Raw genomic sequence first — 26,138 nt, forward strand, 5'->3', positions numbered from 1 at the left:
TGAATTCACAATACAGTTAAGCCACTCATAGATAGGTACTGATATGTCAGGTGATAGAAAACGCGGCTTCCTTCGCCCTGAAGAAGATAATACGGTTGCCCAACCTCAGAAATGGGGGCTGCCTGACTACACCTCTGACGTGAGCAAACAAGCCAAAGAAACCGCTTTTAACTACGACCCTAGTTGGATGCCAACGGTTGAAGAAGCCATTGAAGATGAAGAGCTGGTTCTGACTGAAGAGCAAATCGAGCTGATTAAACAAGGCGCTTATCAGGAAGGGCTGCATCAAGGCCAAGAGGCGGGCTTTAAGCAAGGCTATGAAAAAGGCAAAGAAGAAGGTTTTGCTGCCGGTCACGAAGAAGGCAACGAAGCCGGCAAGCTTGAAGGCGTAACCGCGGGTCAAGAGTACATTCAACAGCAGGTGGCCGTCTTCATGGGGCTGGCAAACCAGTTCGCTCAACCATTAGAGTTGATGAACGCTCAGGTGGAGAAGCAATTGGTCGACATGGTGCTTACCATGGTCAAAGAAGTGGTTCATGTTGAAGTGCAAACCAACCCACAAATCATATTAGATACCGTTAAAGAATCGGTAGAGTCGTTGCCGATTTCTGGTCACGCAATCACATTGAAACTCAATCCGGAAGATGTGGCGATCATTCGCTCTGCGTATGGCGAGACTGAATTGGACTGCCGTAATTGGACGCTGGTCGCAGAGCCTGCACTCAACCGTGGTGATGTACAAATTGAAGCGGGTGAGTCGAGCGTTAACTACCGCATGGAAGATCGTGTAAAGAACGTTATTCAAAATTTCTGCGGCGCAAATCGTCACCAAGGTCATGAGTAATGCTTGAGTTAGCGAATCGTCTCAGTCAGTACAAAGTCGAGGGGCTAAAATCGCGACCAATTGCCTCTGGTAAATTAGTACGCGTTGTTGGCTTAACGCTTGAAGCGACCGGCTGTAAAGCGCCAATCGGCAGTTTGTGTTTAGTCGAAACCATGTCTGGTCAGATGGAAGCCGAAGTCGTCGGTTTCTCTGGCGATAACCTATTTTTGATGCCGAGTGAGCAAATCACCGGGATCTTACCTGGCGCTCGCGTCACGCCAATGACTACCGAAAGTGGTATCCCTGTTGGAATGGAACTGCTCGGTCGAGTGATCGACGGCGTAGGTAATCCACTCGACGGTTTAGGTCCAATCTATACAGAGCAACGCGCTTCATTTAATGCGGAGCCAATCAACCCGTTAGCTCGTAAACCGATTTCTGAACCACTCGATGTCGGCTTGAAAGCCATTAATGGTTTGCTAACCGTGGGTAAAGGGCAACGTATCGGTCTGTTTGCTGGCTCTGGTGTCGGTAAATCCGTAACTCTGGGCATGATGACTCGAGGCACAACTGCGCAAGTAGTGGTCGTAGGCCTAATCGGTGAGCGTGGACGAGAAGTTAAAGAATTTATTGAAGAGATTCTTGGTGAAGATGGCCGTAAGCGTTCGGTTGTTGTTGCCGCTCCTGCCGACTCATCACCATTGATGCGCTTAAAAGGCTGTCAAACCGCGTTGGCTGTCGCCGAGTACTTCCGCGACCAAGGCTTAGATGTTCTGCTACTCATGGATTCATTGACCCGTTTTGCTCAAGCTCAGCGTGAAATTGCTCTGTCTGTGGGTGAGCCGCCAGCAACCAAGGGCTATCCGCCATCAGTCTTCGCTAAGCTTCCTGCGCTGGTGGAACGAGCAGGTAACGGCAATGATGAACAAGGTTCTATCACGGCTTTCTTTACCGTGTTAACCGAAGGCGATGACTTACAAGATCCGATTGCGGATGCGTCGCGAGCAATTCTCGATGGTCACGTTGTGTTATCTCGTGAGATGGCCGATGCCGGTCACTACCCAGCGATTGACGTTGAGAAATCCGTCAGTCGTGTTATGCCGCAAATCACCACTGAAGAACATGTCTTGATGTCGAAAGCGGTAAGGCAAGTGCTGTCTATCTGCCGTAAAAACCAAGATTTGGTGTCGATTGGTGCTTACAAGCCAGGAACGGATCCAGCAATCGATAGTGCCTTCACGTTGAAACCAAAACTGGATGAGTACTTGCAGCAGAAGATGAAAGAGACCGTCCCATACGACATGTGCGTCAACATGTTGAAACATGTATTGGGTGGCTAACGGGTGAATAAGGTTAGTCATGGATAACGCATTAGAATTTTTGCTCGATCAAGCCAAAGATCAAGAGAACCAAGCGGTACTTGCGCTCAACAAAGCGAACTCTGAGCTGCAAGGCTACTATGAGCAGGTTGCGCAGATTGAAAAGTATCGACTGGATTACTGTCAGCAGCTCGTTGACCGCGGCAAGGCAGGCTTAACGGCGAGCCAATATGGTCACTTGAACCGCTTCTTAACTCAGTTGGATGAAACATTATCCAAACAGAGAGAAGCCGAGCACCACTTTAAAAATCAAGTCGACAACTGCCAAAGCTACTGGATGGAGTTACGCAAAAAACGTAAATCCTACGAGTGGTTGATGGAGAAAAAGCAGAAAGAGAAAGCAAAGCTGCAAGATCGAAGAGAACAAAAGCAAATGGATGAATTTTCGACTCTGTTATACAGCCGAAAGAAGATGTGATCCTAAGCCACGAATGACGTCAGTGCTGTTCTCTATATTGTGAAAACCGAACTTATAGGCATGTTTCTTGCTCCGTTTTATATAAAATTGCGCGTTATGCCCACCAAAGGCATGAAAAGCATCCGACTTTCTTTTTGTTGCCTGATTCATGGCAGCAAAGCTAGTAGATAGAGCTTGTATATATGAATGTTAGTCTTTCCTCAAATTCAGCGACCAACAAAATGTCATCGTTGTTGGACACCGGTTCTGCCTCTTCCAAGGTAGAAGAAACCGGCGACTCTAAAGGTTTCTTTGAGTCCTTTAAAGAAGCGCTCGGCTTTGAAGAAAGTGACAGTAAAGTCGCAGCAAAAGACACAGAAAGCACTGCGAAACCTGATACTAAACAGACATCTACCGAAGGTGAAGCGTCAGCCGAAGCGAACAAAGGTGATTCCGCTGAATCAAAGGCTACTGACGAAGTGAGCGAAGCGCAAAGCTCAGAAGTAGAAGGCGAGAAAGCTGCTGATAAAACATCAGCAGAGGCTGCGTCTGGATCTGAGGCTCAGCTCAAAGCCAATTCGGGCACTGATAGCACTGTCGCTGATAAGACTGTTGCAGATAAGGCAGATGGTAAAGATGCGCAGGATACGACTAACGAATCTAAAGAACATATTGCTCAATCCCAAACTCAGGGTCCATCAGCGGTAGATGGTGCTACGCAGGCATCGCAAGCCAATGCAGCGATGAGCGAAGGCAATAAATTGCTTGGTCAATTGGATGAGGCAAACAAAACCCTAAATCAAGCGCCAAACGGCAAAGGCTTGCCTCAGCAAGGTCAGGTAGAACAAGCCCAAGGTAATATCACCGGTGCTTCTGTTGCAGGAGTTTCCGTTACGGATAAGGCGACACAACAAGCTAAGGCTGCAAATCAGGAGAAGAGCCTTGAAGTCGATTCTGAAATCGCTGTACTTACCGGAGGTAAGGGTGTTTCTCAGCTAACTGATACTGAAATTCGACAGTTGATGGATAAAGGCGTCACTCCAGAACAAATTGAAGCCAGTATGAGCCGAGAGCTGAGCCAAAAGAATGCAGCTAGTGCGGTTGCTGCCGAGCAGAGCCAAGCATTGTCAGCCGTGGATATTAAACTGGCAAAGCAAGTAGATGCCCATACCAAAGCGCTAAACCAATTGAATGGACAAATCGAATCAGAGCAGTCTGTTGTCGATAGCTTGCTTGATAAGCAACAAAGTGGCGCTAAGTTGACGGTTGATGAGCAAGCCGCTTTGGCTAAAGCGACCTCTAACCTAGACCTGTTGAATCAACAGCTCGCTAACGTTCAACAACAAGTAACAGCTTTGCTAAGTCAAGCTCCGGCTGCGAACAGTGCGTCTGGTGAACCCACTGCTATCGATTGGGATAATACGGATTCAAGCGAAACTAAAGCCTTAGCTGCGGCAGCATCAACAGCAGCTGTAGCGACGGCTACACAACAAGTGTCAGCGCAGGCCGCTTCTCAATCAGCAAACAATGCTCTTACGGACAAGGCGGCAATGCTGCACGCCAATAATGCACATGCAGCCCAACAGGCCGCAGCTCAACAAGCTAATGTGGCTTCACCTCAGCAGCAAGCAACGTTGGATCCAGCTTTAACCGCGCAAGGAATGGCGATGAATGCAACGCCAGCTGCCACAAAAGCAGGCTCGACTGATACGCTTCTTAAAGCGGGCGCCGGTGCAGCAGCACTGTCTGGTTTGGGTAAAGCGGGTGCTAAAGAAGATTCTAAAGATTCGACCTTTGCTCAGCAGATCGCTTCTGCGGCTGGTGCACAAGGTACGGCAACGGTGGGTTCAGCACCTACGCGAGCTGAAATTCAAGCTGCTCAACAAGCGCCCTTACAGCTCACCAAAGAGCTAGCCAATGAGCAAGTGGCTGAAAAAGTACAAATGATGATGTCTAAGAACCTTAAGAACTTGGACATTCGTCTCGACCCACCAGAATTGGGCCAAATGAAAATCCGCATGACCATGAATAATGACGTGGCAAACGTGCACTTTACGGTGAGTAATCAGCAAGCGAGAGATGTGATTGAACAAACCTTACCTCGCTTGAGAGAGATGCTTGCTCAGCAAGGTCTGCAGCTTGCCGATTCGTCTGTTCAACAACAGAACTCCGGTCAGGGACAAGATAGATACAACAATGGTGAGCAACAATCCGGCGCTAACCGCACAAATGATACGCAAGGTGATGAAAACCTTGATAGTGGCAGCAATCTTGAATTGAATGTCGCATCAAAGCGTGATGGAATTAGTTATTATGCCTAATATCAGGCTAAGAACGCTTGGTTAATAGAAAAAAACAGTTAATAAAAAGAACCATCAGTTAATCGCAAGAACAGGAAGTTAGAGTAAGATATGGCCGAAGAACAAGATGCACCTAAAGGGAAGAGCAAGCTCCTTATAATTATTATTGCCGTAGTTGTGTTACTGCTTGGTATAGGTGGTGCGCTGTACTTTTTCTTAGGTTCTGACGATAGCGCCTCTGAATCTCAGTCTCAGCCAGCAACGGCTGTGGTCGCTGCAGAGCCGGTTATGTATGTTAATATTCCTCAGCCCTTCTTGTTTAATGTGACAGGTGACAAAAAAGATCGCCTAGTTCAGATAAAAGCACAGCTCATGGTACGTGGCAGTAAGAATGAAGACCTGGCTCGTTACCACTCTCCACTTGTAGAAAGTACGCTACTGGCCACGTTCGCTTCGGCAACGGTTGATCAATTGCGCTCACCAACAGGCCGCGTGGAACTGCGTAATAAGGCAACAGAAGATATTAAAGCAAGCCTGGCTCAAGCTGTTGGCCAGCCTGTGATTGAAAAAGTGTTATTCACTGACTTCGTAATTCAATAGGTAATTTGTGACCGATTTATTAAGCCAAGACGAAATTGATGCGCTGTTACATGGCGTTGATGATGTTGAAGAAGTTGAAGATGTCTTAGAAACCGAAAATGACAATGCGGTCAATTTCGACTTCTCATCTCAAGATCGAATCGTCCGTGGTCGAATGCCGACCCTTGAACTTATTAACGAGCGCTTCGCACGTCATATGCGTATCAGCTTGTTTAATATGTTACGTAAAACGGCTGAAGTGTCGATCAACGGCGTACAGATGATGAAGTTTGGTGAGTACCAAAACACATTGTATGTACCCACCAGTTTAAACATGGTTCGTTTCCGTCCATTGAAAGGTACGGCACTCATCACCATGGAAGCTCGTCTGGTTTTCATTCTCGTAGAGAACTTTTTTGGCGGTGATGGTCGTTTCCACGCCAAGATTGAAGGTCGTGAATTCACGCCTACTGAAAGACGAATCATTCAGTTACTGCTGAAAATTGTTTTTGAAGATTACAAAGAAGCTTGGTCGCCAGTGATGGGGGTTGAGTTTGAATACTTGGATTCCGAAGTGAACCCAAGTATGGCGAACATTGTGAGCCCAACCGAAGTGATTGTTGTGAGTTCGTTCCACATTGAAGTGGATGGCGGTGGTGGTGACTTCCACGTTGTCATGCCTTACTCCATGGTTGAGCCGATCCGTGAACTGCTTGATGCGGGTGTTCAATCAGACAAGATGGAAACCGATGTTCGTTGGAGTACCGCACTGCGTGATGAGATCATGGATGTGCCCGTCAATTTCCGCGTGAATTTGCTAGAGCAAGATATTTCCCTTCGTGATCTGATGGAGCTGCGCCCTGGTGATGTTATCCCAATGAACATGCCTGAGCACGCAACCATGTTTGTCGAAGAACTGCCGACTTATCGTGTGAAAATGGGCCGTTCTGGTGAGAAGCTTGCAGTACAGATTTCGGAAAAAATTCAAAGACCACATGTGGTTAAAACTGATCTCGCTTTTCTAGGTAAAGACTTATTGTCTGAGCTCGAAAACAGTGATGATGACGACGAATAGTAAAATAGATAAAAGTATAGGAATTGGTAATGGAACCTAGTGAAGATCAAAAGCTAGCAGACGAATGGGCTGCAGCACTTGGTGAAGATCCTTCAGCGCCGTCAATTGATGTTGATGATGTGCTTGCGGCACCACTTGATGAGCTAACCGATTCATCATCTCCGATTTCTGAAGATGAGCGTCGTAAGCTGGATACCATTATGGATATTCCAGTGACTATTTCGATGGAAGTTGGTCGCTCTCAGATCAGTATCCGTAATTTACTTCAGTTGAACCAAGGTTCGGTTGTTGAGCTAGATAGAATTGCTGGTGAGTCACTGGATGTGATGGTAAACGGTACCTTGATTGCTCATGGTGAAGTGGTTGTGGTGAACGACAAGTTTGGTATTCGTTTGACTGACGTTATTAGCCAAACAGAACGAATTAAGAAGCTGCGTTAATGAGCTTTTTGTCTCAAAGACTTGCGGGCTCTTTTCTCGGAATGACAGGTTTGTTACGAGGAATCTTGGGAGTAGGGCTATTAACAGCTCCTTCCATTGCCTTTGCAGCAACACCGCCTTCTCTCGATTTAGCGACCACCTTTGGGTCGCTAATTTTCGTTATAGCCTTCATTTTATTTATTGCTTGGCTACTCAAGCGAATGCAAGTACCTGCGATGTCGAATCAACAAGGTTTGGCGATTGTTAGGCAAATCCCTGTTGGTACTAAAGAGCGTATCGCTATTGTGCAAGCGGGTGATGAACAGTTCTTGGTAGGGATTACCACACAATCGATTCAGCTGATCTCTAAGCTCGATAAACCTCTTACTCAGGAGATGCTGGAAAAAAGTACATTTTCAAGTCAGCTTTCCCAGCTAATAAAAAAAGATGCAAACAAGTAACGGACTTTTGAACTCCTCTTACTTTCACCAAGCCGGAGCTTTCCGAGCGGTGAAAGTGTGGTTGGTTCAGCTTATTCTCCTATGCTCAATCGTATTCAGTGTGTCGGTATTTGCACAAGCTGAAGACGGCACCGTCATTCCTGCGAATACCGCTGGCTCGGAATCGGTCACTATCAGCACGATGGAACAAGACCAAGCCAAATCGACAACCATGACCACGGGCAGCTTAACTGGCAATGGTGGCGGCATACCTGCCTTTACCATGACAACCAATGCCAATGGCGGTGAAGACTACTCGATTAACCTGCAAATTCTCGCGTTAATGACCATACTTGGCTTCTTGCCGGCGATGGTGATTTTGATGACATCGTTCACTCGTATTGTGGTAGTGATGTCTATCTTGCGTCAGGCGATGGGTCTACAACAAACACCGTCTAACCAAGTCATTATTGGTATTGCGATATTCTTGACCTTCTTCATCATGTCGCCAGTGATTAACCAAGTGAACGAACAAGCAGTTCAGCCATATCTTAATGAACAGATCTCGGCACGACAGGCATTTGATGTTGCCCAAGAACCGATTAAATCCTTCATGCTTAAACAGACTCGAATCAAAGATCTTGAAACCTTTGTTGAGATTTCTGGTGCGGAAGTGACTAACCCTGAAGATGTTTCGATGGCGGTTCTGATTCCAGCATTTATCACATCGGAATTAAAAACGGCTTTCCAAATCGGATTTATGCTGTTCTTGCCTTTCCTAATCATCGACTTGGTGGTGGCATCGGTATTGATGGCTATGGGTATGATGATGTTGTCACCGATGATTGTATCGCTGCCGTTTAAGTTGATGCTGTTTGTTCTTGTTGATGGCTGGAACTTGATACTCTCCACACTCGCCGGCAGTTTTGCCTTGTAGCTGGGGGAATAATGAATCCTGAAATATTCGTAGAGTTGTTCCGAGATGCCCTTTGGATGGTATTAATCATGGTTTGCGCCATCATTATTCCTAGCCTGCTGATCGGTTTGGTTGTGGCTGTTTTCCAAGCTGCGACCTCAATCAACGAACAAACCCTGAGTTTCCTGCCGCGTTTGATCGTAACTTTGTTGGCGTTGATGCTATTCGCACACTGGATGACCCAGATGATGATGGAGTTCTTTTTTGAGCTCATCGAACGCTTGCCGCAAGTTCTGTATTAAACCGATATGGAATACCCAACGAGCCTTGTACTAGAGTGGTTAGCCAATTATTTTTGGCCATACACTCGCATCTCAGCGATGCTGATGGTGATGACGGTAACAGGGGCACGCTTCGTGTCGCCGCGTATTCGTCTGTATTTAGGCTTGGCGATCACTTTTGCGGTGATGCCTGCGATTCCGGCCGTTCCCAAAGAGATTGAACTTCTGTCCTTTCAAGGCTTCCTGACTGTCTTCGAGCAAATTGTGATTGGCGTGGCCATGGGTTTTGTTACCCAGTTCATGATTCAAACCTTTGTTATGCTGGGTCAGATCCTCGGTATGCAATCGAGCTTGGGTTTTGCATCAATGGTCGACCCGGCTAACGGGCAAAACACGCCGGTACTTGGTCAGCTGTTCATGCTGCTAGCGACCATGTTTTTTTTGGCGACCGATGGTCACTTGAAAATGCTGCAGCTGGTGGTGTTTAGTTTTAAGACCTTGCCGATTGGCAGTGGCTCTCTAACCTCTGTGGATTTTCGAGAGCTCGCATTGTGGCTCGGTATCATGTTCAAAACGGCATTGGCGATGTCCTTGTCGGGCATTATCGCGCTGCTAACGATTAACCTCTCTTTTGGTGTAATGACGCGTGCGGCACCTCAGTTAAACATCTTTTCTTTGGGTTTTGCATTTGCGCTACTCGTGGGTCTGTTGCTTTGTTGGTACATCCTTGGCGGCTTATATAGTCACTATGAGCTATTTTGGATGCAGGGCGAACAACAGATATGTCGTCTAATCCGGTTAGATTGCTAGGAGACTGAAATGGCAGAGTCAGACGGTCAAGAACGCACAGAAGACGCCACGCCCAAACGCTTGCAACAGGCCAAAGAGAAAGGGCAGGTTGCAAGGTCAAAAGAGCTAGCGTCAGCGTCGGTATTAATTGTCGGTGCGATTGCTTTAATGTGGTTTGGCGAATCGATGGCGAAGGCTTTGTTCGAGGCGATGCAACGCCTGTTCTCTTTGAGTCGCGACGAGATCTTTGACACTAACAAACTCCTAGAAATCGCTGGTGGTGCACTGGTGAACCTGCTGTTCCCGCTGTTTTTGATACTGATAACTTTGTTTGTTGCTGCCGTCATCGGCGCTGCGGGTGTCGGTGGGATTAACTTCTCAATGCAAGCGGCGATGCCAAAGGCGTCTAAGCTCAACCCACTCAGTGGTATCAAGCGTATGTTTGGCCTGCAAAGTTGGGTTGAACTGCTCAAGTCTATTCTTAAAGTAGCGCTCGTATCGGGGATGGCGATTTATCTGATTCAAGCCTCTCAGCATGATTTAATGCAGCTGAGCATGGACGTCTATCCACAAAACATCTTTCATGCCTTGGATATCTTGCTCAACTTTATTCTGTTGATCAGTTGTTCTTTGTTGATTGTTGTGGCGATTGATATCCCATTCCAGATTTGGCAACACGCTGATCAGCTGAAGATGACTAAGCAAGAGGTGAAAGACGAATTCAAAGACACCGAGGGTAAGCCTGAGGTGAAAGGTCGAATTCGCATGTTGCAAAGGGAGGCGGCTCAGCGTCGTATGATGGCCGATGTGCCGCAAGCGGACGTGATAGTCACCAACCCAGAGCACTTCTCAGTGGCGCTGCGCTACAAGCAGAATCAAGACAAAGCACCAATTGTGGTTGCTAAAGGTGTCGACCACATGGCGATGAAGATCCGAGAGATTGCGCGTGAAAATGACATCTATATCGTTCCAGCGCCGCCATTGGCGAGGGCGCTTTATCATACCACTGAGCTAGAACAACAAATTCCTGACGGTCTGTTTACAGCAGTTGCACAAGTGCTTGCATATGTTTTCCAGCTTAAACAGTACCGAAAACGAGGTGGTGAGCGACCAAAGCTGCAAGATTCTAATATGCCGATCCCACCTGATTTACGTCATTAGATCAATTGCTTGAGCTCTGCGTGATGAACCCTGATAATAGCGAGCTAGCTAATCTTCCTTTTATAGAGGTGATGGCGATAATTTGACGTGAGATGTTGGTACAGTGTTTGCTGTAGTAGCCTGAACATTATAAGCCCATAGCAAACAGCCCTGACTAAGACCTAATCCACTTGTTCAGAGAGCTACAACATAGCGAAACTGTCTAGATTTATGAAATTCTCCCTGCCTTTTGTGGACAAGCTACCTAAAATCCCTAACCGTGCCATGCCTGCGATTGGTGCACCTGTTATGGTACTTGCAACGCTTGCTATGGTGGTGTTGCCCATTCCAGCTTTCTTGTTGGATATGTTCTTCACCTTCAATATTGCACTGTCTATGGTTGTGCTATTGGTATCGGTTTATACCCGCAGGCCTTTAGATTTCGCTGCATTCCCGACCGTCCTGCTGATTGCGACTCTACTTCGATTGGCCTTGAACGTTGCTTCGACACGTGTGGTATTGCTCCATGGTCACGAAGGTGGCGACGCGGCAGGTAACGTGATTGAAGCCTTCGGTAACGTGGTTATCGGTGGTAACTACGCGGTTGGTTTAGTGGTGTTCTTGATTCTTATGATCATCAACTTCATGGTTGTAACCAAAGGTGCGGGTCGTATCTCGGAAGTAAGCGCGCGTTTCACGTTAGACGCCTTACCGGGTAAACAGATGGCAATCGATGCCGACTTGAACGCAGGTTTGATCGACCAAGACCAAGCGCGTCTGAGACGTTTTGAAGTCACCAAAGAAGCTGACTTCTACGGTTCGATGGACGGTGCTTCTAAGTTTGTTAAAGGCGATGCGATCGCTGGTATCTTAATCTTATTCATCAACATCATTGGTGGCTTGAGCATTGGTATGGCTCAGTTTGATCTTGGTTTTGGTGAAGCAATCGAAATCTACACGCTACTGACTATCGGTGATGGTCTGGTTGCACAAATTCCATCTCTATTACTGTCTATTGCAGCTGCGATGATGGTAACGCGCCAAAATACTGATGAAGATATGGGTGAGCAACTTGTCTTCCAGATGTTCGACAATCCAAAAGCCTTGATGATCACCGCCGCCATCCTTGGCATCATGGGTATTGTTCCGGGTATGCCACATTTATCGTTCTTGAGCCTTGCCATCGTTGCAGGCGCGGGGGCGTATTACATCGATAAAAAGAACAAGAAGAAGGCGGAAGAGCCTAACCTTCCGGCGACAGTTGAAGCGAATGGAGAAGTAGGCTCTCAGAAGGAGCTCTCTTGGGATGATGTTCAACCTGTCGATATTATTGGTTTAGAAGTGGGTTACCGTTTAATTCCTTTGGTTGATAGAGACCAAGGTGGTGAATTGCTTGAACGCGTTAAAGGTGTGCGTAAAAAGCTGTCTCAAGACTTTGGTTTCTTGATCCCAGCGGTACACATTCGCGATAACCTAGAACTGACACCAAACAGCTACCGTATTACCCTGATGGGTGTTGCTGTGGGTGAAGCTGAGATTAAGCCAGACATGGAGCTCGCGATTAACCCGGGCCAAGTCTATGGCATGATCGATGGCGAGCCGACGATTGACCCTGCCTTTGGCCTTGAAGCGGTTTGGATTCGTGAAGAGCAGCGTGAACACGCACAAGCTCTAGGTTATACCGTTGTAGATTCTTCTACAGTACTGGCGACACACCTTAGTCAGCTGCTAACCAACAACGCATCGCAGCTCATTGGCCACGAAGAAGTTCAGAACTTACTTGAGATGCTCAGCCGCTCAACACCTAAGCTGGTGGAAGGTTTTGTACCGGATCAATTGCAGTTGGGTGTGGTTGTGAAAGTGCTACAGAACCTGCTGAATGAAGCGATTCCAATTCGTGACATTCGAACCATAGTCCAAACTTTGTCGGAGTATTCAGGTAAGAGTCAAGAACCTGACATACTTACTGCGGCGGTTCGCATCTCATTGAAACGATTAATTGTTCAGGAAATCAATGGTATAGAGCCCGAGTTACCAGTGATAACCTTGATTCCTGAGCTGGAACAAATCTTGCATCAAACCATGCAGGCATCCGGCGGAGAATCTGCTGGTATTGAACCTGGTTTAGCCGAACGTTTACAGACCTCTCTCAGCCACGCTACACAAGAGCAAGAGCTGAAAGGTGAGCCCGCGGTACTATTGACCTCTGGCGTGTTGCGTTCGACTCTGGCTAAGTTCGTGAAGAACACGATCCCAAGCTTGCGAGTCTTGTCTTACCAAGAAATACCGGACGAAAAGCAGATACGTATAGTACAAGCTGTTGGTAATTAAGCCGCCTAATTAGAACGGACAATCGAATTGAAAATTAAACGATTTTTTGCAAAAGATATGCGAACGGCTCTGCTCCAAGTTAAAGAAGAACTTGGTTCAGAAGCGGTGATCATGTCTAACAAAAAGGTCGCAGGTGGCGTGGAAATTGTTGCCGCTATTGATGGCGAATCCAGCCCGTCGACAGCGAGCCAGAGATTAAATAAACCTCAGCAGCCTGCACAAAGCCAATATACGCAAATGGCCGCGCCCGCAGCTCCTGCTGGGCGACGTCAACTAGACGATGACAAGGTTAGCCTACAGTCGAATGTTGAAGGTGGACGCTCAATGACTAAGCGCTTTGCGAATATGCTTAAGCAATACAGTCATGGCGCCGATGATGAGCCACAGCATCGTGCAGAAAATGAAGATTCATTGTCAGCATTGCTCAATCGCCAATCAAGCACGGGCCATAAGCCTCATAGTCATCAGACTCAAAGCAATTTGCAGTCTCATGGCCATCAGCAATCTCACGGTAACCAACAGTCTCACGGAAATCTTGATTCTGCATTTGCTCGTGAAACGGGTTTGTCTAAGTTGATTGCTGAAGACCGCAGAGTAGAGCGCCCGACACCTCGCTTGGATCCTACCCGTTATGATCGTGGTCGAGAGAACACTCAGTCCAAAGGTTCTGATACTGAAATGGAAACGATGCGCGAAGAGATGACCTCAATTCGTCGTCTGTTAGAGCATCAAGTTTCTGGGTTGATGTGGCAAGAAGTTGAGCGCCGTGAACCACTGAGAGCCATGCTTATTAAGCGCCTTGAACGTATGGGTGTATCTGCAGAGCTTGCCGATCAAATGGCTTGCTACATTCCTGAAGATACTAAACCTGCACGTGCATGGAAGGCTCTGTTAGCTCTGGTTGCTGACCAAATCTCCGTTACACAAAAAGATATTTTAAAACGCGGCGGTATTGTGGCTCTACTTGGCCCAACCGGCGTGGGTAAAACAACGACTGTTGCAAAGCTAGCTGCACGTGCTGCCATGGAATATGGCGCTGATAACGTCGCACTAGTGACAACTGACACATATCGTATAGGTGCACATGAGCAGTTATCGATCTACGGCCGAATTATGGGTTGTCCTGTAAGAGTTGCTAAAGATTCTAGCGAACTGGCCGATGTAATATATCAGTTACGTAATCGTCGCCTGATTCTGGTCGATACTGCAGGCATGGGACAACGAGATGTTCGCCTATCTGAGCAGTTAGACACATTGATGCAAGAGAGTGGTTCCGTTATCAATAGCTACCTTGTGTTGCCTGCAACCGCGCAACGCAAAGTGCTGCAAGAAACAATTGAACACTTTAGAAGAATCCCGTTGTCGGGATGCATCATGACTAAGCTGGATGAATCCCTAAGTCTAGGTGAATTCATCAGTGTCGTAATACAAAATGCATTACCAGTTGCTTACATAGCAAATGGTCAACGAGTTCCTGAAGATATCGTTATAGCTCAGCCAAAGTACATGATTGCTAAGGCTAATGAGCTATTAGAAAAATCTACAGAGAATGAACCTCATTACTGGAATAGCGATTCTGAAGGGCTCTAGGCGGCGGATAAATATGAATGAAAATATGATACATGACCAAGCTAGCGGCCTCCGTCGCTTAACCAAGCCTTCACTCACAAAAGTTATCGCTGTAACCGGTGGTAAGGGAGGCGTTGGTAAATCTAATGTGACGTTAGGTATGGCTATTTGCATGGCGCGCCAAGGCAAAAAAGTCATGGTGCTAGATGCCGATTTAGGACTAGCGAACGTCGATATCATGCTAGGTATTCGTTCTAAACGAAACCTTGGGCATGTGTTGGCTGGCGAATGTGAACTTAAGGATGCGATTGTCGAAGGGCCGCACGGAATTAAAATTATTCCAGCGACATCGGGCACTCAAAGCATGACTGAACTTTCACACGCACAGCATGCTGGTTTGATTCGCGCATTCGGTTCGCTTGAAGACGAGATGGATATCTTGTTGGTTGATACCGCAGCCGGTATTTCGGACATGGTGATCAGCTTCTCAAGAGCGGCGCAAGACGTGGTTGTCGTGGTATGTGATGAACCTACCTCGATCACGGATGCATATGCTTTGATTAAGCTTTTAAGCAGAGAACACCAAGTTCAGCGATTCAAAGTTGTTGCAAATATGGTCAGAAGCTACCGCGAAGGCCGAGAATTATTTGCAAAGTTGACTTTGGTCACAGAGCGCTTCTTGAATGTGAGCCTCGAACTCGTAGCATGTATTCCTTTAGATGATAAAGTACGTCAATCAGTCAAGAGACAGAAAATCGTAGTCGATGCGTTTCCTCGCTCTCCAGCTGCATTGGCAATCAGCTCTTTGGCTAACAAAGCCTTGACCTGGCCAATACCAAAAACACCGAGCGGACACTTGGAGTTCTTTGTTGAAAGGCTGCTGAATCGTACTGAATTTATAGAGGAACCATTTGGTGAATAAAGCGCTTACTTACGACCAACACGCTAATCACAATAGCCAACAGGCTTTTTTTGAGAAGTACTCTGTGTTGGTTAAACGTATCGCTCATCACTTGTTGGGGCGATTACCGCCTAATGTATTGGTTGATGACTTAATTCAAGCTGGCATGATCGGCTTGATTGAAGCGCAACAAAACTATGATGGTACCAAAGGCGCAAGCTTTGAGACGTATGCTGGTATTCGGATTCGCGGGGCAATGTTGGATGACATTCGCCGTGGGGACTGGGTGCCGAGATCGGTTCATAAGAACAATCGAGAAATCAGCAGTGCAATTGCGGAATTAGAGGGTATCCTCAACCGCGACCCGAGTGATGCCGAAGTGGCAAAACACATGGGGCTCAGTTTAGAGCAGTATCACAGTGCTTTAACTGACATTAATTGCTCAAGACTGGTTGGAATTGAAGATTTAGGCGTCTCAGATGATGTAATATCTCCGAATGAAGACTCTCAAGATAATACGCCTTTTCAAGGGGTTGCTGATGAGTCATTCCGCCAAGCTTTGATCGATTCGATAAAACAACTTCCGGAAAGGGAAGGCCTTGTGCTTTCGCTTTATTACGACGAAGAACTCAATTTAAAAGAGATTGGGGAAGTGTTAGGTGTCAGCGAATCTCGTGTCAGCCAAATACTGAGCCAATCTATGCAGCGTTTACGCACTAAGTTAAGTGCTTGGACACAGAACGACTAACAACACTGATCCTATTCAGTGGAGGCTAATTTGAACAAAAACATGAAAATTCTCATTGTTGATGATTTTTCAACGATGCGCCGAATTGTTAAAAACCTACTTCGCGATTTAGGTTTCAACAACACTCAAGAAGCAGATGATGGCTTGACCGCGTTACCTATGCTGAAAAAAGGCGAATTTGATTTCGTGGTAACTGACTGGAACATGCCAGGCATGCAAGGGATTGACCTGCTTAAACACATTCGCGCAGACGCAGAACTTAAGCACCTTCCAGTGCTTATGATCACAGCTGAAGCGAAGCGTGAGCAGATCATCGAAGCTGCGCAAGCGGGTGTTAATGGTTACATTGTGAAGCCTTTCACTGCTGCAACGCTGAAAGAGAAACTTGATAAGATTTTTGATCGCTTATAAGCATCAATAAATTTAGGCACTTCTAGGTAAACACTGACTGATAAGTTATCTGTTTATCTCGATAGCCTAAGCGCACAAAGTATGCGGAGTAAGGCCGAATTCAGGATGATTTCATTAGAACAAGCAAAAAAATTAGTAGAGCTGCTTGAGAACGATGAGCAGCAAAATGCTGATTCTCTTGTGAGAAGCATTTATGAAGATAACTTTAGTCTTCAAGATAATCCAATGCTTCAAGAAATAGGAAGTCTGACACGCGACCTCCACGACTCTTTGACTCAATTCAATTTCGATGAACGCATCAGCGTTATCGCAAATGACGAAATCCCTGATGCAAGGGATCGCCTTCAGTATGTCATTGATAAAACGGAAGTTGCGGCAAATAAGACGATGGACGCTGTCGATCGCTGTATGCCAATCGCAGACAACCTACACGAGTGTTTACTTCAAGTAAGGCCTCAATGGAATGAACTGATGCATGGCCGCATTGAGCTGGCACAATTTAAAGCTTTATGTCACCGCATTGATGGATTGCTTGTCCAAGTAGAAGGCGACAGTACTGAACTACGCGGACAATTGACTGAAATCTTGATGGCTCAGGATTTCCAAGATTTAACTGGGCAGATAATCAGCAAAGTTATTACCTTGGTGAATGAGGTGGAAGGACGTTTGGTCGAGATTCTCACGGTATTCGGTGCGAATCAAAAAGAGCCAACTCCAGAGTCAGAGAAGAAAGCATCGATTGCGCCTGAAGGTCCAATTATGAACCCAGAAGAGCGCGAAGACGCTGTCGCATCTCAAGATGAAGTCGACGATTTGTTATCCAGTCTTGGATTTTAAAGGTAACGTATGAGCTACGATTTAGACGAAGATATTCTTCAGGACTTTTTAGTCGAAGCAGGAGAGATCCTTGAACTCCTATCAGAACAACTGGTAGAGCTTGAGAATAACCCTGACGACAAAGACCTATTAAATGCTATTTTCCGTGGTTTCCATACAGTAAAAGGTGGTGCTGGTTTCCTAGCATTAACTGAGCTGGTGGATACTTGTCATGGTGCTGAGAATGTGTTCGACATTCTGCGAAACGGCCAACGCAGCGTAACATCAGGTTTGATGGATACCATGCTGCAGGCGCTAGATACAGTCAATGTACAGTTTCGCGCCGTGCAAGATCAGGAACCTTTAGTGCCAGCCGACCAATCTTTATTGGATGAACTTCACCGTCTCTGTAAACCAGAGTCTGCGGATGAAGTGGCACCAGTAGAAGCGCCTGCACCTATTATCCCTGAACCTGTTGTTGCAGCGCCTGAGCCTGTTATTGCTCCGGAACCTACTGCTGAAAGCTCAAACATCAATGCATCTTCAGTCGATGATATCTCTGAAGATGAGTTTGAACGCTTGCTTGATGAGCTTCACGGTAAAGGTGGTTCACCAACAGCGCCTTCTGCACCAACACCGCCGCCAGCACCCGCTGCACCTCAGTCTGTTGCTGACAGTGGTGATATTACTGATGACGAATTTGAAAAGTTATTAGATGAATTGCACGGTGCGGGTAAGAGCCCGACAGCGGCAAGTTCAACGCCTCCTCCACCGCCAACGCCGCCAGCAGCACCTGTTTCGGCGATGTCTGAAGGCGATGATCTGATGACTGACGAAGAGTTCGAGAAGTTACTTGACCAACTACATGGCTCAGGTAATGGACCTTCGATTGAAGAATTGGATGCCGCGACTAAGCCAGCAGAAGTTAAGGCAGTAGCACCTCAAGCTGCGCCTAAACCTGCTGCGCCAGTTCCCGTTAAAGCTGAGCCAAAACCGAGTGCTCCAGCAAAAGCTGAAGTTAAAGTGCCGGCTAAGAAGCAACAAGCTGAAGCGACAGTTCGTGTTGATACATCAACACTGGACACCATCATGAACATGGTGGGTGAACTGGTATTGGTGCGTAACCGACTAGTCAGCCTAGGCCTCAACAGCAACGACGAAGAAATGTCGAAAGCTGTCTCTAACTTAGATGTTGTTACTGCAGACCTTCAAGGTGCGGTAATGAAGACTCGTATGCAGCCGATCAAGAAAGTATTTGGTCGCTTCCCACGAGTTGTCCGTGACCTTGCTCGTAGCTTGAAGAAAGACATCGTTCTTGAAATGCGTGGCGAAGAAACGGACCTTGATAAAAACTTAGTAGAAGCACTTGCTGATCCCCTGATTCACTTGGTGAGAAACTCTGTCGATCATGGTATTGAAATGCCAAACGACCGTGTTGCTGCGGGTAAATCACAAACGGGTAAAGTGATTCTGTCTGCCTCTCAAGAAGGTGACCACATTGAACTGGCTATCGTTGATGACGGTGGCGGTATGGACCCTGATAAGCTTCGTGCTATCGCGGTTAAACGTGGCCTGATGGATGAAGATGCAGCGTCTCGCTTATCAAATAAAGAGTGTTTCAACCTGATTTTTGCTCCTGGCTTCTCAAGCAAAGAGCAGATCTCGGATATCTCTGGTCGTGGTGTGGGCATGGACGTTGTGAAAACAGCGATCAACACACTGAACGGCTCTATTGATATTGATTCAGAAATGGGACAGGGCACCAAGATCACCATCAAGGTTCCACTAACCCTAGCGATTCTACCAACCTTGATGGTCGGTGTTGCCGGTCATCCATTTGCATTGCCATTGGCTTCTGTAAACGAGATCTTCCACCTAGATTTAAGCCGCACAAACGTGGTTGATGGCCAGCTGACGATTATCGTTCGCGATAAGTCTATTCCGTTGTTCTACTTGCAAAACTGGCTTGCTCCTAAAGCGGGTATTGTTGAGCTGCGTAAAGGGCACGGCCATGTTGTTATCGTACAACTTGGTAGCCAACGTGTTGGTTTTGTTGTCGATACGCTTATCGGTCAAGAAGAAGTCGTGATCAAGCCGCTTGATAAGCTTCTGCAAGGCACGCCAGGAATGGCAGGCGCGACAATTACAAGTGACGGACACATTGCATTGATTCTAGATGTGCCGGACTTGTTGAAGCAGTACGCAGCAGCGTCAAGAATTTAATTTAAGGATAAATATGGCGATTAAAGTATTAGTCGTTGATGATTCGAGTTTTTTTCGTCGTCGCGTTAGCGAGATCATCAACTCAGAGGCTCGCCTAGAAGTCATTGATGTTGCAGTAAACGGTAAAGAAGCCGTTGAGAAAGCGAAACAGCTAAGACCTGACGTAATCACTATGGACATTGAAATGCCTGTCATGGACGGTATCACTGCCGTTCGTGAAATCATGGCCGCGTCTCCAACGCCTATTTTGATGTTTTCATCGTTAACGCATGATGGAGCGAGAGCAACGTTAGATGCGTTAGATGCAGGTGCTCTCGACTTCCTTCCTAAGAAGTTTGAAGACATTGCACGTAACCGCGACGATGCAGTTGCATTGCTTCAACAGCGTGTGATTCAGATTGCAGCGAAGCGTGCGTTTATGCGCCGTGCTCCTATTGCGCCGAGAGCGACTGCGACGACTGCAACATCTACGCCATTGCGCCAACCGATTTCAACAGCAGCTTCGACTTCGACAGCGAAGCCTGCGGTTGCATCAACGGCGAAATTCAGAGCGTCAGGTAAGAAGTATCAATTAACAGCAATTGGTACGTCGACTGGCGGCCCTGTTGCTCTACAGAAGATTTTGACTCGCATCCCTGCTAACTATCCACACCCAATTGTGTTAGTTCAGCATATGCCAGCAACATTCACTGCTGCTTTTGCGAGCCGATTGAACACCTTGTGTAAGATTGAAGTTCGCGAAGCGCAAGACGGTGATGTGTTAAAATCTGGCGTGGCGTATCTTGCTCCGGGTGGTAAACAGATGATGGTGGATGGCCGCGCAGGGTCTGCACGTCTACGAATTATCGATGGCGGCGACCGCATGAACTACAAGCCTTGTGTGGATGTCACATTTGGCTCTGCAGCGAAGATCTACGGCGACAAAGTTTTGTCTATGATACTGACCGGTATGGGCGCAGATGGTCGAGAAGGTTCGCGTATGTTGAAAACTGCGGGCTCGACGATTTGGGCACAAGACGAAGATAGTTGTGTTGTATATGGTATGCCTCAAGCTGTAGCAAAAGCTGGCATTTCTACTGAAGACCTCCCTCTAGACCGCATCGCGGAAAGGATCTTGGTTGAAGTTGGGTTAGCTTAGGTAAATCGAAATGATTGTTTGGAGTGTTGCAAACCAAAAAGGTGGTGTTGGTAAAACGACCACGACCGTGACTCTAGCAGGTTTACTTGCGTTGAAGGGGCACCGTGTTCTGTTGGTTGATACTGACCCACATGCATCACTGACCACCTATCTGGGTTACGATTCAGATACGGTGGAATCGAGCCTGTTTGATCTGTTCCAGTTGCGTGAGTTTAACGTGCAGACGGTAAGACCTTTGCTTTTACAAACAGAAGTCGAAGGTATCGATATTATCCCTGCGCACATGTCTTTGGCGACATTAGACCGTGTAATGGGAAATCGAAGCGGCATGGGGTTGATCTTGAAGCGTGCTTTGGCCGCTTTAAAAGATGACTACGACTATGTGTTGATCGATTGCCCGCCAATTCTTGGTGTGATGATGGTCAATGCATTGGCTGCAAGCGATCGTATATTGATTCCGGTACAGACGGAATTTTTGGCGATGAAGGGCTTAGAGCGCATGATTCGCACTTTGACCATTATGCAGAAGTCGCGCAAAACACCGTTTAAGGTGACGATTGTCCCGACGATGTACGACAAGCGAACCAAAGCCTCACTGCAAACATTAACGCAGCTCAAAGATGATTACCCAAACCAAGTTTGGACGTCTGCTGTGCCGATTGATACCAAGTTTCGAGACGCGAGCCTAAAACGCTTACCAGCATCTCATTTTGCATCGGGTAGCCGTGGTGTATTTGCTTATAAACAGTTGCTTATTTATCTCGAAAGGTTGGCGATAAATGAGCGCGAATAAAGAATCAACAATGGCGCAGCCAAGTCTCTCTAGTGAACAAGCACTGGATGATTACTTTACTGCGCTGTTAGGCGATGAAAGCTTTGAATCTGACGATTTTTTTGTTGACGAGTCGAGCGACGAATCACAATCTGAAGAGCCAGAGCCAGAGCCAGAGCCAGAGCCAGAGCCAGAGCCAGAGCCAGAGCCAGAGCGCCAATTTTCGAGTCACCACTCAAGCTACGCAGAAATACGCGCGGCTGAGTTTGAGGTTCCTAACCTTGAGGATGTTCAGAAACTACTGAGTCGTTTAGAGGCGACCAATGTTGTTGATGAACTGAACCTTGATGAGTTGATGGATCAGAACACCCGGAAAATCGCCCAGCAAGCTGACATGCAAATGTTTGATGCTGCGGTTGAGTCTGTTCAAGTGTTTGAAGAGCCAGAGATTCAGGATTGGAATCTTCCAGAACCCGATTTATCAATGGTTGTTGATCGACCTGTTGAACGACCAATTGAGCAGCAAGCCGAGTCTCCAATAGCTGAAGAATCACCAACAGCTGAAGAGTCGCACGTTGAAGCTCTGCAAGACGAAACTCACACTGAAGAGTCAGAAATTGAATCTGTCAGTGAGCCCGAGGTTGAGCTTGAAGCTCAATCTGGCGGTATTGACCAGTTTACCTCTTGGGAAAGTACGGTTCGCAAAGAAGACTTTCAAGTCTTGTATTTTGATGTAAACGGCGTGACCTTTGCGGTGCCACTTGATGAGCTTGGCGGCATCCATCGCCTTGAAGAGTTAAGTCATATCATTGGTAAGCCAGCTTGGTATTTAGGTTTACAAACCAACCGTGATAGTCAGCTAGATGTGGTCGACACCGCAAAATGGGTGATGTCTGAGAAACTATCAGGTGACGAATACAAAGAAAACTATCAATATATAGTGATGCTTGGAGAAAGCTTGTGGGGCCTTGCGGGCACAGAGCTCAAAGGCACCGAGCTACTTAATACAGACAAAGTACGTTGGCGAGAAATGGCAGGGAAACGCCCATGGCTCGCTGGTATGGTAAAAGAAAAAATGTGTGCTTTGATTCATGTTGAAGCATTAATCGCCATGCTAAACGCAGGGCTAGATGTAAAAGCATTAAGCTAGTAATAAGCATTGGGCTAACAATAAGCATCAAGTTAATAATAGTGGTCGGTAACGACGGCAAGAGGATTATCTATGTCTCATATGAGTGAAGTTGAAGTAAGAAAAGAGCAAACGAATGATGAAGTACTTCAATGGGTGACTTTCCAGCTAGAAGAAGAAACTTACGGCATCAACGTAATGCAAGTACGTGAAGTACTACGTTACAGCGAAATTGCTCCAGTACCGGGTGCTCCAGATTACGTTCTAGGTATTATTAACCTACGTGGTAACGTTGTTACTGTTATCGACACTCGTTCTCGCTTTGGTTTGATGCAAGGTGAAATCACAGACAACACTCGTATCATCGTTATTGAATCTGAGCGTCAAGTAATTGGCATTCTAGTAGATAGCGTTGCTGAAGTGGTTTACCTGCGTTCTTCTGAAATCGACACAACGCCAAGTGTTGGTACTGATGAAAGTGCTAAGTTCATCCAAGGTGTAAGTAACCGAGATGGCAAGCTACTTATCTTAGTAGATCTAAACAAACTACTAAGCGAAGACGAATGGGATGAGATGGCTCACCTGTAATGTTTGAAGCGCTTCCTTTAAGCCCTGTCGCTCTGATATCAGGCGTTGGGGTTTTTACGTTATTTATCCTGATTTTGATTAGCAAAGTAAAACGTGCGATTCAAAAGCAGCTCGATCAGTCACGCCTGCAAGTTCGTAACTTGGACAAAGAGCTTCAAAAATCGAGTAAGCAATTACTTGAGGTTCGCTCTGTTGTGGTTGGCCTTGGCCAGAAAGTGACGGAACAGCAAGATCTGATAAAGCACTTGAATGAACGTATTGTTGAGTTGGAACATGCTGACACCGATGGACGCTTGTACACACGTGCAACGAAAATGGTTCAGCTTGGTGCCGGGATTAACGAACTGATCGAAGAGTGTGAATTACCTAAAGCGGAAGCTGAGCTAATGATGTCTCTACAGAATAAGCTCGCGGGTAAGGAAAAAATCCCTTCGTTGAGAAGTGACCCTTCATCGTACGATGATCAACCCGATGCCTCTCGCGATCGCAGAGACCCGCCTCGACGTCGTTAAATTGAGCGCTTAATTCGTATTGAGCAATTGATGTTTATTACGTATTCCTCTTAAAAGAAGCTTCGGCTTCTTTTTTTATGCCTGCCCGGTCTATATAGAACGATGTTTATAAGTGCTTGTATCTACGACAATATCTTGTTTGTTGATGAAAATGTGTAAATTGTGATGAGGTGGTAACAGTTTCTTACCGACTTTGTTCTATCGAAAACGCCTAGTCCTGTTTTGTCACCATGTTGGTGTGCTACTATAGCGCTCTCATTACTCGACTAAATTTACCTATGCTAGAAGTCTCAAATTTAACTGCTATTCGTGACGACAGGATTCTGTTTGAATCGTTGTCTTTTCAATTGAAACCAGGTGAGCTGGTTCAAGTTGAAGGTCGTAACGGTACCGGGAAAACGACACTCCTTAGGATTATTACTGGCTTAGGCGATCGCGATGACGGCACTATCTCTTGGGATGGTGAGTCTATTGAATCGAGTCGAGATGTTTATCATCAAAATTTACTTTTTCTTGGTCACCAAACAGGTGTAAAGCGCGAACTTAGTGCTTATGAGAATCTGAGCTTTTATCAGTCTATTCACAGTGGCGGTACCAGCAAAGAAGAGCTTTATCACGCGCTGGCTCAAGTGGGGCTTGCGGGCAGAGAAGACGTACCTGCGGGGCAACTCTCAGCAGGCCAACAGCGCCGAGTAGCGTTGGCTCGCCTGTGGTTGAGCAAGCAAATGTTGTGGATTCTCGATGAGCCGCTGACTGCCATCGATAAGCAGGGCGTGAAAGTTCTCGAATCTCTTTTTTCTCAGCATGCAGACAACGGTGGCATTGTGTTGTTAACCACACACCAAGATATGTTTGCTGATAGCCCGAAACTAAGAAAAATAAAGTTGGGTGAGTAATATGATCTCTTCAATGACCACGATTATCCGACGCGAACTGCTTATCGCGTTTCGACGTCAAGCGGATATCTTTAACCCTTTGTGGTTCTTCATCATTGTTATCACGCTTTTCCCTTTGAGTATTGGCCCAGAGCCAAACCTACTTGCGCGTATTGCTGCGGGTATTGTTTGGGTGGCCGCTTTGCTCTCTGCATTGCTCTCTTTAGAGCGTCTTTTCCGTGATGATTTTCAAGATGGCGCCCTTGAACAGATGATGCTGATGCCAATCCCGTTGCAGTTGGTAGTATTGTCCAAGGTCATAGCACACTGGTTGTTGACCGGGTTACCATTGATTTTAATCAGCCCATTATTGGCTGTTTTGTTGTCTTTAGATTTTGATACATGGCTCTCAGTTGTGTTGACCTTGCTGGTAGGAACACCCGCATTGAGTTTTATTGGTGCGATTGGTGTTGCGTTAACCGTTGGGTTACAGAAGGGCGGAGTCCTGTTAAGCCTGTTAATCTTGCCGCTTTACATCCCCATTTTGATTTTCGCGACGTCAGCGATTGACGCTGCGGCTTTGGGCGTTGCGTACAACGGCCAATTGGCGGTGCTTGGGGCAATGTTAATGGGTGCGATGACTATGACGCCTTTTGCGATCAGTGCCGCACTTAGAGTGAGTGTGAACTGATTGGGGTTCCGTTATCGTATAGCCAATGTGAACCAAATGTGACGATTGGACTCATAGAGTCAATAAAACTGAAAGCAAGACAAATAAAATTATTATAATTATAGCTTTAATAGCTGTAAGCAATATGAAGTAAGAGTGAGATTACAACATGTGGAAATGGCTCCATCCCTATGCCAAAGCAGAAACCTCTTATCAGCTTGCTGGTAAACTTTTGCCATGGTTTTCGATCCTAGCGCTATTGTGTCTATCCGTCGGTACCGTGTGGGGGCTTGCATTTGCGCCTTCTGATTACCAACAAGGCGATAGCTTCCGTATCATCTACATCCATGTACCGTCTGCAATCTGGTCTATGGGCGTTTACATGTCGATGGCGATTGCTGCCTTTATCGGTTTGGTATGGCAGGTAAGGCTATCAGACATGGCCGCACTGGCGATGGCACCGATTGGTGCTGTGTTTACCTTCATTGCGTTACTAACCGGCGCTGTTTGGGGTAAACCAATGTGGGGCGCCTGGTGGGTTTGGGATGCGCGTTTAACCTCAGAGCTGATTCTTCTATTCCTATACTTGGGTGTGATTGCACTACACCACGCTTTTGACGACCAAAAAACAGCAGCAAAAGCGGCAGGCATTTTGGCTATCGTTGGTGTCATCAACCTACCTATCATTCACTTTTCAGTAGAGTGGTGGAACACACTTCACCAAGGCGCGACGATCACTAAGTTCGACAAGCCTTCTATTTCAAGTGACATGTTATGGCCGCTTCTTCTTAACATCTTCGGCTTCGCCTTTTTCTTTGGTGCTGTGACTATGGTTCGTTTCCGTAACGAAATCATCAGTAAAGAAAGTCACCGTCCATGGGTTCGCAAGCTTGCGGCTGAAAAAGCGTAGTAGGGTA

Annotated in this window: 27 protein-coding genes; all 27 read left to right on the forward strand. The window is 46.6% G+C overall.

The window, feature by feature from the left end:
- Nucleotides 1-43 precede the first annotated feature (43 nt).
- The 27 genes from fliH (at nucleotide 44) to ACED41_RS04375 (ending at nucleotide 26,131) form a co-directional block, all read left to right on the forward strand.
- The gene (gene fliH, locus ACED41_RS04245; protein WP_017060681.1) at nucleotides 44-844 is read left to right on the forward strand and encodes a flagellar assembly protein FliH; all 801 of its coding nucleotides are present in this window, start codon (nucleotides 44-46) and stop codon (nucleotides 842-844) included.
- Nucleotides 844-2,163, forward strand: a complete 1,320-nt coding sequence (gene fliI, locus ACED41_RS04250; RefSeq protein ID WP_017060680.1) for a flagellar protein export ATPase FliI — start codon at nucleotides 844-846, stop codon at nucleotides 2,161-2,163. Before fliH ends, fliI begins: the two co-directional genes overlap by 1 nt.
- 19 nt (nucleotides 2,164-2,182) lie before the next feature.
- Nucleotides 2,183-2,620 (forward strand): flagellar export protein FliJ, encoded by a 438-nt coding sequence (gene fliJ / locus ACED41_RS04255; RefSeq protein WP_017060679.1) that lies wholly within the window; start codon nucleotides 2,183-2,185, stop codon nucleotides 2,618-2,620.
- Nucleotides 2,621-2,802: 182 nt separating this feature from the next.
- Nucleotides 2,803-4,920: a flagellar hook-length control protein FliK gene (locus tag ACED41_RS04260; protein WP_371724533.1), complete on the forward strand. Its 2,118-nt coding sequence runs from the start codon at nucleotides 2,803-2,805 to the stop codon at nucleotides 4,918-4,920.
- Between the two features lie 90 nt (nucleotides 4,921-5,010).
- Entirely contained in the window at nucleotides 5,011-5,499 is a 489-nt protein-coding gene (fliL, locus tag ACED41_RS04265) for a flagellar basal body-associated protein FliL (protein WP_017060677.1), read from the forward strand.
- 7 nt (nucleotides 5,500-5,506) lie between these two features.
- Nucleotides 5,507-6,553 carry a flagellar motor switch protein FliM gene (gene fliM / locus ACED41_RS04270; protein ID WP_017060676.1) on the forward strand — a complete coding sequence of 349 codons (1,047 nt, stop codon included), beginning with the start codon at nucleotides 5,507-5,509 and terminating at the stop codon, nucleotides 6,551-6,553.
- A gap of 29 nt (nucleotides 6,554-6,582) precedes the next feature.
- Nucleotides 6,583-6,993, forward strand: a complete 411-nt coding sequence (gene fliN, locus ACED41_RS04275) for a flagellar motor switch protein FliN (protein ID WP_004739851.1) — start codon at nucleotides 6,583-6,585, stop codon at nucleotides 6,991-6,993.
- Entirely contained in the window at nucleotides 6,993-7,433 is a 441-nt protein-coding gene (fliO, locus tag ACED41_RS04280; protein WP_017060675.1) for a flagellar biosynthetic protein FliO, read from the forward strand. The genes fliN and fliO overlap by 1 nt, the downstream gene beginning before the upstream one ends.
- Nucleotides 7,420-8,349, forward strand: a complete 930-nt coding sequence (fliP, locus tag ACED41_RS04285) for a flagellar type III secretion system pore protein FliP (protein WP_371724534.1) — start codon at nucleotides 7,420-7,422, stop codon at nucleotides 8,347-8,349. The genes fliO and fliP overlap by 14 nt, the downstream gene beginning before the upstream one ends.
- Before the next feature lie 11 nt (nucleotides 8,350-8,360).
- On the forward strand, nucleotides 8,361-8,630 hold the full coding sequence (fliQ, locus tag ACED41_RS04290) for a flagellar biosynthesis protein FliQ (RefSeq protein WP_029235191.1): 270 nt from the start codon (nucleotides 8,361-8,363) through the stop codon (nucleotides 8,628-8,630).
- Between the two features lie 6 nt (nucleotides 8,631-8,636).
- The gene (gene fliR / locus ACED41_RS04295) at nucleotides 8,637-9,419 is read left to right on the forward strand and encodes a flagellar biosynthetic protein FliR (protein WP_017060672.1); all 783 of its coding nucleotides are present in this window, start codon (nucleotides 8,637-8,639) and stop codon (nucleotides 9,417-9,419) included.
- A gap of 9 nt (nucleotides 9,420-9,428) precedes the next feature.
- On the forward strand, nucleotides 9,429-10,559 hold the full coding sequence (flhB, locus tag ACED41_RS04300) for a flagellar biosynthesis protein FlhB (RefSeq protein ID WP_017064116.1): 1,131 nt from the start codon (nucleotides 9,429-9,431) through the stop codon (nucleotides 10,557-10,559).
- A 210-nt stretch (nucleotides 10,560-10,769) separates the two neighbouring features.
- Nucleotides 10,770-12,869: a flagellar biosynthesis protein FlhA gene (gene flhA / locus ACED41_RS04305; protein ID WP_371724535.1), complete on the forward strand. Its 2,100-nt coding sequence runs from the start codon at nucleotides 10,770-10,772 to the stop codon at nucleotides 12,867-12,869.
- 27 nt (nucleotides 12,870-12,896) lie between these two features.
- Nucleotides 12,897-14,459, forward strand: a complete 1,563-nt coding sequence (flhF, locus tag ACED41_RS04310) for a flagellar biosynthesis protein FlhF (RefSeq protein WP_029235190.1) — start codon at nucleotides 12,897-12,899, stop codon at nucleotides 14,457-14,459.
- Nucleotides 14,460-14,472: 13 nt separating this feature from the next.
- Nucleotides 14,473-15,360 carry a MinD/ParA family protein gene (locus tag ACED41_RS04315; protein WP_017060668.1) on the forward strand — a complete coding sequence of 296 codons (888 nt, stop codon included), beginning with the start codon at nucleotides 14,473-14,475 and terminating at the stop codon, nucleotides 15,358-15,360.
- A complete protein-coding gene (locus ACED41_RS04320; RefSeq protein WP_017060667.1) occupies nucleotides 15,353-16,087 on the forward strand; it encodes an RNA polymerase sigma factor FliA in 735 nt (244 codons plus the stop codon). Before ACED41_RS04315 ends, ACED41_RS04320 begins: the two co-directional genes overlap by 8 nt.
- 42 nt (nucleotides 16,088-16,129) lie before the next feature.
- The gene (gene cheY, locus ACED41_RS04325) at nucleotides 16,130-16,498 is read left to right on the forward strand and encodes a chemotaxis response regulator CheY (protein ID WP_016767062.1); all 369 of its coding nucleotides are present in this window, start codon (nucleotides 16,130-16,132) and stop codon (nucleotides 16,496-16,498) included.
- Nucleotides 16,499-16,603: 105 nt separating this feature from the next.
- Nucleotides 16,604-17,335, forward strand: a complete 732-nt coding sequence (locus ACED41_RS04330) for a protein phosphatase CheZ (RefSeq protein WP_017064113.1) — start codon at nucleotides 16,604-16,606, stop codon at nucleotides 17,333-17,335.
- 9 nt (nucleotides 17,336-17,344) lie between these two features.
- On the forward strand, nucleotides 17,345-19,537 hold the full coding sequence (locus tag ACED41_RS04335; RefSeq protein ID WP_371724536.1) for a chemotaxis protein CheA: 2,193 nt from the start codon (nucleotides 17,345-17,347) through the stop codon (nucleotides 19,535-19,537).
- 13 nt (nucleotides 19,538-19,550) lie between these two features.
- Nucleotides 19,551-20,675, forward strand: a complete 1,125-nt coding sequence (locus tag ACED41_RS04340; protein WP_371724537.1) for a chemotaxis response regulator protein-glutamate methylesterase — start codon at nucleotides 19,551-19,553, stop codon at nucleotides 20,673-20,675.
- Nucleotides 20,676-20,685: 10 nt separating this feature from the next.
- Nucleotides 20,686-21,468, forward strand: coding sequence for a ParA family protein (locus tag ACED41_RS04345; RefSeq protein WP_017071206.1), 783 nt, complete (start codon nucleotides 20,686-20,688; stop codon nucleotides 21,466-21,468).
- The gene (locus ACED41_RS04350) at nucleotides 21,455-22,597 is read left to right on the forward strand and encodes a chemotaxis protein CheW (protein WP_371724538.1); all 1,143 of its coding nucleotides are present in this window, start codon (nucleotides 21,455-21,457) and stop codon (nucleotides 22,595-22,597) included. Before ACED41_RS04345 ends, ACED41_RS04350 begins: the two co-directional genes overlap by 14 nt.
- Nucleotides 22,598-22,669: 72 nt before the next feature.
- The gene (locus tag ACED41_RS04355) at nucleotides 22,670-23,164 is read left to right on the forward strand and encodes a chemotaxis protein CheW (RefSeq protein WP_017064109.1); all 495 of its coding nucleotides are present in this window, start codon (nucleotides 22,670-22,672) and stop codon (nucleotides 23,162-23,164) included.
- Nucleotides 23,164-23,676 (forward strand): DUF2802 domain-containing protein, encoded by a 513-nt coding sequence (locus ACED41_RS04360; protein WP_017071208.1) that lies wholly within the window; start codon nucleotides 23,164-23,166, stop codon nucleotides 23,674-23,676. The genes ACED41_RS04355 and ACED41_RS04360 overlap by 1 nt, the downstream gene beginning before the upstream one ends.
- Before the next feature lie 278 nt (nucleotides 23,677-23,954).
- A complete protein-coding gene (ccmA, locus tag ACED41_RS04365) occupies nucleotides 23,955-24,572 on the forward strand; it encodes a cytochrome c biogenesis heme-transporting ATPase CcmA (protein WP_017060659.1) in 618 nt (205 codons plus the stop codon).
- Between the two features lies 1 nt (nucleotide 24,573).
- Nucleotides 24,574-25,242: a heme exporter protein CcmB gene (gene ccmB, locus ACED41_RS04370; protein WP_017060658.1), complete on the forward strand. Its 669-nt coding sequence runs from the start codon at nucleotides 24,574-24,576 to the stop codon at nucleotides 25,240-25,242.
- A 148-nt stretch (nucleotides 25,243-25,390) separates the two neighbouring features.
- Entirely contained in the window at nucleotides 25,391-26,131 is a 741-nt protein-coding gene (locus ACED41_RS04375; RefSeq protein ID WP_017064107.1) for a heme ABC transporter permease, read from the forward strand.
- Nucleotides 26,132-26,138 lie beyond the last annotated feature (7 nt).

Origin of the sequence: Vibrio sp. 1F255, assembly GCF_041439145.1 — a bacterium.
In the GTDB taxonomy this organism is placed as follows: domain Bacteria; phylum Pseudomonadota; class Gammaproteobacteria; order Enterobacterales; family Vibrionaceae; genus Vibrio; species Vibrio crassostreae_C.